Origin of the sequence: Halomonas sp. (assembly GCF_031581305.1) — a bacterium.
Classification (GTDB): Bacteria; Pseudomonadota; Gammaproteobacteria; order Pseudomonadales; family Halomonadaceae; genus Halomonas.
Genome location: NZ_JAVLBC010000157.1, coordinates 1 through 7,616 on the forward strand (window position 1 = coordinate 1; position 7,616 = coordinate 7,616).

Genomic DNA, 7,616 nt, shown 5'->3' on the forward strand with positions numbered 1-7,616 from the left:
TACGATGTCTGCGATCACGGCAGAGGCGGTGGCCTCGTCACCGGCGCCCGGGCCCCAACAACCACTGTCGGGAGTCGCCGGCGAAACGAGTGGCATCGGCGAGCAGCGCCGTGATGCCCGACGGGTCGAAATAGAGCACGTCAGTGCCGATGCGCTCGCTGTCCCTGGAGATGATCGGCGCCGCCACTTCCAGAAGCAGCTGCTCGTCATGAGTGACCAGCTGCATGCTGGCGGGCCGGGGGACCTCTCCCCGCTCAGCACCCGGCGACGGCCAGGGCGTGCGACCGATCGTCACCAGCGGCTGGCCCGCCGGGCCGAGCCGCACCAGCCCCACCAGATCAGGGGACTGCAGCATCGCATCCACCAGTCGCGGCGTGGTGAAGGCGACCAGCGACTCGCGATTCTCGGCCTGCTCGGCATAGCGGGCCAGGTGGCGGCGGATCTCGGTGCGGCTGGTGAACCGCCTGGCCAGCTCCCGATAGCGCGCCAGAAGATGCTCCAGGGATTCCACCTGGGCCGTGGCACTTGCCAGGGCACGGGTCTCCAGTGCCTGGCGGTGGGTCTGGAACAGCGGCCAGACCGTAGCAAGGGCCACCAGGGTGCCGGTAACCAGGATACCGAGCATCGCCAGCAGCACGATGCGCCGCTGTGACCGCCTCATCACCGCGAGTCACCCCGGCGCCTGCAGGTCGCGACCGGGGGTCGCGGGATACCGGCAACTCGCCTCGTCAGAACGGCATCGTCATTCCACGGATCGTTATGCATTCTTGTACCCGGTGCAGGCGCTCCTCGATATCCCAGTGTCGCCCCTCCCGGCGCGAACGCCAAGGCTCAAGACTCCTGGGGCTACCGCATGAAAAAAGCTTCCCATCGAGGCGAAAGCAGCAGGCCCTGTGGCCATTGCGGGAGCGCAGCTCCGCTGCGCGATGGCTAAGGGCATAGACTTTCTGTGGCCACCAAGGGCGCCTTTCGGCACCAATCGCTCGGTAAACTGCGCTCCCACAGGGTAATTTGTTCTGTTACCGAAACCCGTCCTCGACCTGCGACCACCCTGTCAAGACTTATCGAAACCGCTCAACACGTTCACCGCATTGAGACCGATCTCCGCCACGGCGTAGCCCCCCTCGAGCAGGAACACGGTAGGCAGGCCCAGTTGCCCCAGCCGATGCCCCACATCAGTGAAGTCGTCGCTGGCCAACCGGAAGGCACTGATGGGGTCGTGCTCGAAGGCATCCACGCCCAGGGAGACCACCAGCATGTCGCAGCCGGCGCCGAGGATACGCGCCTTGGCATCCTCCAGCGCCTTCACCCAGGCGGCATAGCCGCTCCCCGGGGCCAGGGGGTAGTTGACGTTGAAGCCCTCCCCGGCACCCTCGCCGATCTCCTCGGCATGGCCCAGGAAATGCGGGAAACAGTGCCGCGGGTCGCCGTGCAGGGAGAGGAAGAGCACGTCGTCGCGCGCGTAGAAGATCTGCTGGGTGCCGTTGCCATGGTGGAAGTCGATGTCCAGCACCGCCACTCGTGTGCAGCCGGTGTCCAGCGCTCGCTGGGCGGCGATGGCGGCATTGTTGAAGAAGCAGTAGCCGCCGAACTGGTCGGTCGCCGCATGGTGGCCCGGTGGACGGCACAGGCCGAACGCCGGCTCACCGGTCATCAGCGCGTGGTCTACCGCAGAGAGCGCGATGTCCTTGCTGGCCATGGCCGCCTCGAAGGTGCCCTCGCAGATGGAGGTATCGGCCCCCAGCGCATAGTGACCGAGTCGACCGTCGATGTGGTCGGGGATGACCCGTCCCGGCATGGTCCGGGTTGGCCAGATCCAGGCGATCGCTTCGCCCTTGCGACCGGCAGCGACCCAGTCCATCCAGCAGTGTTCGAGGAACTCGACATAGCCCGGATCATGGACGGCCAGCACGGGCTGCAGCCCGTGGACGACCGGCTCCCGTACCTCGCCGAGGCCGGTTTCGCGTACCCGCTGCAGCACCAGGTCGACCCGCTCGGGGCACTCGTAGGGCGTCACCAGTTGCCCACCATCCAGCTCCGTGCGGGCTCGGCGGCGCTTGGTGGTCTCGCTGTGAAAGGTGATCATCTTGCCATCCTGTATCGCGTCAGCACCTGACCATGCCATGCGCCAGGCAAGTGCGCCATGCCCGACGAGCCGACAGGGGCCGGCCGGCCCCACTCGTCGTGTCAGGCCCCCGGCTCACCGGTGTAGTCCGCCACCAGCCCCCGCCCCCGCTCGCGCAGGAAGTCCAGGGCGCGGGCATGCTTCCACTCCCCGCGATAGACCAGACCGAAGCCGAACGACATGGTCGGAAAGAACGGGCGCACCACCACCGCGTCATGGGACGAGAGCTGGTCCCGGGCGGTCACCGGGTTCATCACCGTGACCCCCACACCGTTGGCCACCAGCGCCGCGATGGTGCCGATATTGGCCTCGGTCTTGCCGGCAATCCGGATGCCGTGGCGGGTGGTCATCTCGAGTAGCGGATTGGTGCTGATGCTCGGCTGGTTGCTGATCACCAGGTGCTGGTCGCGCAGGTCCTCGATGCCGATTCGCGCCTTCGCCGACAGGGGGTTGGCCGCCGGCAGCAGACAGACCGCCTCGGTGGTGAACCATGGCTCGACTTCCAGCACGCGAGAGGCCACCGGCAGGGTAACGAAGCCGATATCGGCATGGCTCGACTCCACGGCCAGCTGGACCTCGTGGCTGGACATCATGTCGAGGCTGACGCTGAAGCGGGAATTCTCCTCCAGCAGCGCCGCCACCAGCCTGGGCACGAAGCCGAAGGAGAGGCCGGGAATCGAGGCGATCCGCAGCCGGGAAGTGCCGAATTCCTTGAGCGCCAGCACGCTGTGACGCAGCTCCTCGATATTGCCCATCAGCCGCAGGATCTCGTCGTAGAGCTCACCGGCCTCGGGCGTGGCCACCAGCCGGTTCTTCTCGCGCAGAAACAGCTGGATCCCGAGGTTCTCCTCGAGCTGGGCCAGCGATCGACTGACCCCGGACTGGGTGATGCCCAGGGTCCGCGCCGCCTGGGAGGCGCTGCCCGCCTCGAACAGCGTCTTGAAGATCGCCAGCGCCTTGAGGGAGTGAATGGTCACGTCCGCCATGATTCAAACTCATCGAATACGGTAAAAACATCATATATTGAAATATATTAGCAGTGCTACCTAGACTGCATCGAGCCTCCCTTCATGACCATAACGACAAACGGAAGCCTCGATGACCGACTCCCCGCTGTTCTACCAGGCTGGCCCCGCCCTGCCGGAAGTCAGCCATGCCGATGGCGTCACCCTGTGGGACACACAAGGCAAGGAATACCTCGACGGCTGCTCCGGCGCCATCTCCTGCAACCTCGGCCATGGCCGGCAGGATATCCGCAATGCCATGCTGGCCCAGCTCGACCGGGTCGCCTTCACCTACCGCACCCAGTTCGAGAACGCCCCCGCCCTGGCGCTGGGCCATGCCCTTGTCGAGCTCACCGGCGGCCTTCTGGAGAAGGTGTTCTTCGTCTCCAGCGGCTCGGAGGCCGTGGAGTCGGCCCTCAAGCTGGCCCGGCAGTACTTCGTCGCCACCGGCGAGCCCCGGCGGCGCCGCTTCGTCTCCCTGCGCCCCTCCTACCATGGCAGCACCCTGGGCGCGCTGGGCGTCACCGGCTACCAGCCCCTGGAGGCGCCCTTCACCCCGCTCACCCACGCCTCGCTCAAGGTCCCGGGACCGGACTTCTTTCGTCACCGGGACGCCAACGACGACGCCCATGTCGACCGGGTGCTGGCCGAGACCCGCGCGGCCATCGAGGCTGCCGGCCCCGAGTCGATCATCGCCTTCGTGCTGGAGCCCATCGGCGGGGCCAGCACCGGCGCCCGCCTGCTGGGCGAGCGCTATCTCAAGGGCATCCGCGCACTGTGCGATGAAGCCGGTTGCCTGCTGATCCTCGACGAGGTACTCACCGGCGTGGGCCGCACCGGCACCTGGTTCGCCTGGCAGCACTATGGCGTCGCCCCCGACCTGCTGGTCACTGCCAAGGGGCTGGGGGCCGGCTACTACCCGGTGGGGGCGCTGCTGGCCCGCGATGACATCGTCGAGGCGGTGATGGCAAGCGGTGGCTTCCAGCACGGCCACACCTACGCCGGCAATCCGCTGGCCTGCGCCACCGGCCTCGCCGTGGTCGAGGCGATCCGTCGCGAGGGGCTGCTCGAGAACGCCCGGGAGCGCGGCGAGCAGCTCGGTGCAGGCCTCCGGGCACTGGCCGAGCGCCATGCCTGCGTCGGCCACGTGCGTGGCCTCGGCCTGCTGTGGGGGGTCGAGCTGGTGGCCGACCCGGCGACCCGCGAGCCCTTCCCCGCCGAGCAGAACCGTTTCGCCCAGATCACCGCCCTGGCCAGGGAAGAGGGCCTGCTGATCTATCCCCGCCGCTCCCTGGATGGCGTCGCCGGCGACCACTTCCTGGTCACGCCGCCGCTGACCATCACTGCCGAGGAGGTGAAGGTGCTGCTCGGGCGGCTGGATCGTGCCATGAGGCGATTCGACCGGGCGCTGGCCGACGAGGCCGATGTCGCTGCCCTCACGGCACGGCCAACGGAGGGTCGCCCGTCATGACACTGCTCAACCAAAAGGTGTTCGACATCGAGGCGGCGGTGGCCGCCATTCCCGAGGGGGCGACGGTCATGGTGGGCGGCTTCGGCTCGCCGGGCACCCCCTTCGCCTTGATCGATGCCCTGCTCGCCAGCGGCCAGAGTGGCCTCACCCTGATCAAGAATGACGCCAACGAGCCCGGCATCGGCATCGGCAAGCTGATCGAAGCCGGCCGCGTCAAGCGGCTGGTCACCTCCCACCTGGGGCTCAACCGCACCGCCATCGAGGCCATGAATGCCGGGCGACTGGAGGTGAGCTTTCATCCCCAGGGCCTGCTGGCAGAGAAGATCCGCTGTGCCGGCGCCGGCCACGGTGGCTTTCTCACCGACATCGGTCAGGGCACCGAGATCGCCGAGGGCCGCCGGGAGGTCGAGGTCGACGGCCGCCCCTGGGGCATCGAGCCCGCCCTGCACGCCGACGTCGCCCTGGTGCACGCCGAGCGGGCCGACCGCTACGGCAACCTGATCTATCGCGCCACCGCCAGCAACTTCAACCCGCTGATGGCCATGGCCGCCGAGCAGGTGATCGCCCAGGCCTACCGCCTCGACGCCCCGGGCGAGCTGCCCATCGACGCCATCCATACCCCCTGCGCCTTCGTCAGCCGGGTGGTGCAGGTCGACCGTGCCACCAGTGAACAGGGAGTGCGCCCCCATGGCCTCTGACACCCAGCGCATCCTGGCCCGCGCCGCCCGGGAGGTGATCCCCGGCCAGATCGTCAACCTCGGCATCGGCCTGCCGACGCGCCTCTTCCACTACCTGCCCGACGAGATGGAAGTGCTGGTGCACTCGGAGAACGGTGTGCTGGGCTGCCGCCCGCGGCGCGAGGGCGAGGCGCCGGACCACGACATGATCGACTCCGGTGGGGCCTACATCACCACCCGCCCCGGGGCCAGCGTCTTCGACAGCGCCACCTCCTTCGCCATGATCCGGCGCAGCCGGGTCGACCTCACCTTCATGGGCGCCTTCGAGGTCGACGCCGCCGGCAACCTGGCCAACTGGAAGATCCCCGGCAAGTTCTCGCCGGGGATCGGCGGCGCCATGGAGCTGGCCCAGAAGGTCCGGCGGCTGGTGGTGCTCTGCTCCCACAACGACAAGCACGGCAATCCCAAGATACTGGCGCGCTGCCGCCTGCCGCTCACCGCCAGCGGCTGCGTGTCGCGGATCATCACCGACAAGGCGGTGATGGATGTGACCCCGACGGGACTGGCCGTGGTGGAGATCGCCGAGGGACTCGACCCTGCCGACCTGCAGGCGGCCACGGAAGCACCGCTGCATATCGACGAATCACGGCTGGGGAGGTTCTGATGCTGGATGTCACCGAGAAGCGCATCGTCGACGCCTGCGAGGCGCTGATGGACGACACCCTGACGCTGACCCGCGACCTGGTGCGCGGCTACAGCGTGCTGGGCCAGGAGCACGGGGCGTTGGGCACCATGGAGACCTGTCTCGAGCAACTCGGCCTGCCGGCGACCCGGGTGCCGCTGGACGCCCCGGGGTTTGCCGAGCACCCCCATCGGGCGCCCACCGAGTGGGACAACGCCGGGCGCTACAACCTGGTCTCGCGGCTCAACCCCGGGGCGCCCGGCCCGCACCTGGTGTTCAATGGCCACCTGGACGTCGTGCCGGCCGAGCCCACCGACATGTGGACCCGTCCGCCCTGGGAGCCCTGGGAACAGGATGGCTGGCTCTTCGGCCGCGGCGCCGGTGACATGAAGGCCGGCATCGCCGCCATGGTCATGGCCGTGGAAGCGGTGCGTCGGGCCGGAGTGGCCATCGACTTCCCGCTGACCCTGCAGACGGTGATCGAGGAGGAGTGCACCGGCAACGGCGCCCTGGCTTGCCTGCACCAGGGGTACAGCGGCGACTTCGTGCTGATCCCGGAGCCCTTCGGCGCCCAGATCTACAGCGGCCAGGTGGGCGTGCTGTGGTTCCGCATGCGCCTGGACGGGGTGCCCGCCCATGTGCTGGACACCGCCGCCGGCAAGAACGCCATCGAGACCCTGCAACAGTACCTGCCGGCACTCAAGGCCCTGGAAGCGGAGATCAACGCCCTGCCGCGCCCGGCCCCCTACGCCGACCATCCCCACCCCTTCAACCTCAGCATCGGCAAGATCGAGGGAGGCAACTGGGCCTCCAGCGTGCCCGCCCATGCCGTGCTCGAGGGGCGCGTCGGCTTCCCGCCGGGCATGGCGCCGGAAGAGGCCATGCGGCGGGTGCGCGAGGCCATCGCGACCCGCTACACCGAGTTCGACGACACCACGCCCCCTCCCCGGGTCAGCTTCCATGGTTTCCGCTCCGAGGGGCACCTGGTCGACCTCGACACCCCGGGCATCCGGCTGCTCTCCGAGTGCCACGAGGCCCTGCTCGGCACGCCGCCGACCCACTACCTCTCCACCTGCACCACCGACCTGCGCGCCTTTCACGTCGCGGGGAAGATCAACGGCACCTGCTATGGCCCCGTCGCGCAGCGCATCCACGGGGTGGACGAGTGCGTGGAGATCACCTCCATCCGCCACGTGCTGACCACCTACGCGCTGTTCCTCCATCGCTGGGGACAGCAGGCCACGCAACAGGAGCCGAGCGCATGAGAGACGTCTATCTGGCCGACTACGCCCGCAGCGCCTTCACCCGCGCCCACCCTCGCAAGCCGGACGTGGACGCCTGGGCCGACACCCGCAGCGATGCCCTGCTGGCCGGCGTGATCGACGCCCTGCTCGAACGCCGCGACCTCGACGGCGCTGCCATAGAAGACCTGAGCGTGGGCTGCGCCCTGCCGGTCAAGGAGCAGTGGAGCTTCGGCGGCCGCTACCCGCTGTGGCTCGCCGGGCGCCTGGGCGAGCGGGGCCGCGGCTGCGCCAGCCGCCAGATCGACCAGCAGTGCGGCTCGGGGCTGGCCGCCCTGCGCAGCACCGCCCGGGAGATCCAGGCCGGTGCCGTCGAGGTCGGCCTCGCCGGTGGCATCGAGAACATGACCCGGGTC

General features: G+C 68.7%; 7 protein-coding genes and 1 pseudogene. 5 read left to right on the plus strand and 3 right to left on the minus strand.

The features are described 5' to 3' along the window. Nucleotides 1–37: 37 nt before the first annotated feature. The 3 genes from RI841_RS12465 to RI841_RS12475 all read right to left on the minus strand — a co-directional run bounded on the left by RI841_RS12465 (nucleotide 38) and on the right by RI841_RS12475 (nucleotide 3,111). The gene (locus RI841_RS12465; RefSeq protein WP_310705928.1) at nucleotides 38–661 is read right to left on the minus strand and encodes a hypothetical protein; all 624 of its coding nucleotides are present in this window, start codon (nucleotides 659–661) and stop codon (nucleotides 38–40) included. A 393-nt stretch (nucleotides 662–1,054) separates the two neighbouring features. After that, nucleotides 1,055–2,086, minus strand: a complete 1,032-nt coding sequence (locus RI841_RS12470) for a histone deacetylase family protein (protein ID WP_310705929.1) — start codon at nucleotides 2,084–2,086, stop codon at nucleotides 1,055–1,057. A 101-nt stretch (nucleotides 2,087–2,187) separates the two neighbouring features. Beyond that, complete coding sequence (locus RI841_RS12475; RefSeq protein WP_310705930.1) at nucleotides 2,188–3,111, minus strand: LysR family transcriptional regulator; 924 nt, start codon at nucleotides 3,109–3,111, stop codon at nucleotides 2,188–2,190. Between the two features lie 112 nt (nucleotides 3,112–3,223). On the opposite strand from RI841_RS12475, the gene RI841_RS12480 reads away from it, so the two are divergent. The 5 genes and pseudogenes from RI841_RS12480 to RI841_RS12500 form a co-directional block, all read left to right on the plus strand. Further along, on the plus strand, nucleotides 3,224–4,600 hold the full coding sequence (locus tag RI841_RS12480) for an aspartate aminotransferase family protein (RefSeq protein WP_310705931.1): 1,377 nt from the start codon (nucleotides 3,224–3,226) through the stop codon (nucleotides 4,598–4,600). Further along, nucleotides 4,597–5,298 carry a CoA transferase subunit A gene (locus RI841_RS12485; RefSeq protein WP_310705932.1) on the plus strand — a complete coding sequence of 234 codons (702 nt, stop codon included), beginning with the start codon at nucleotides 4,597–4,599 and terminating at the stop codon, nucleotides 5,296–5,298. Before RI841_RS12480 ends, RI841_RS12485 begins: the two co-directional genes overlap by 4 nt. Then, the gene (locus RI841_RS12490) at nucleotides 5,288–5,941 is read left to right on the plus strand and encodes a 3-oxoacid CoA-transferase subunit B (RefSeq protein ID WP_310705933.1); all 654 of its coding nucleotides are present in this window, start codon (nucleotides 5,288–5,290) and stop codon (nucleotides 5,939–5,941) included. Before RI841_RS12485 ends, RI841_RS12490 begins: the two co-directional genes overlap by 11 nt. Further along, entirely contained in the window at nucleotides 5,941–7,224 is a 1,284-nt protein-coding gene (locus tag RI841_RS12495) for an ArgE/DapE family deacylase (RefSeq protein WP_310705934.1), read from the plus strand. The genes RI841_RS12490 and RI841_RS12495 overlap by 1 nt, the downstream gene beginning before the upstream one ends. Then, a pseudogene (locus tag RI841_RS12500) lies at nucleotides 7,221–7,616 on the plus strand (acetyl-CoA C-acyltransferase); the annotation flags it as partial. The gene RI841_RS12495 and the pseudogene RI841_RS12500, both read left to right, overlap by 4 nt.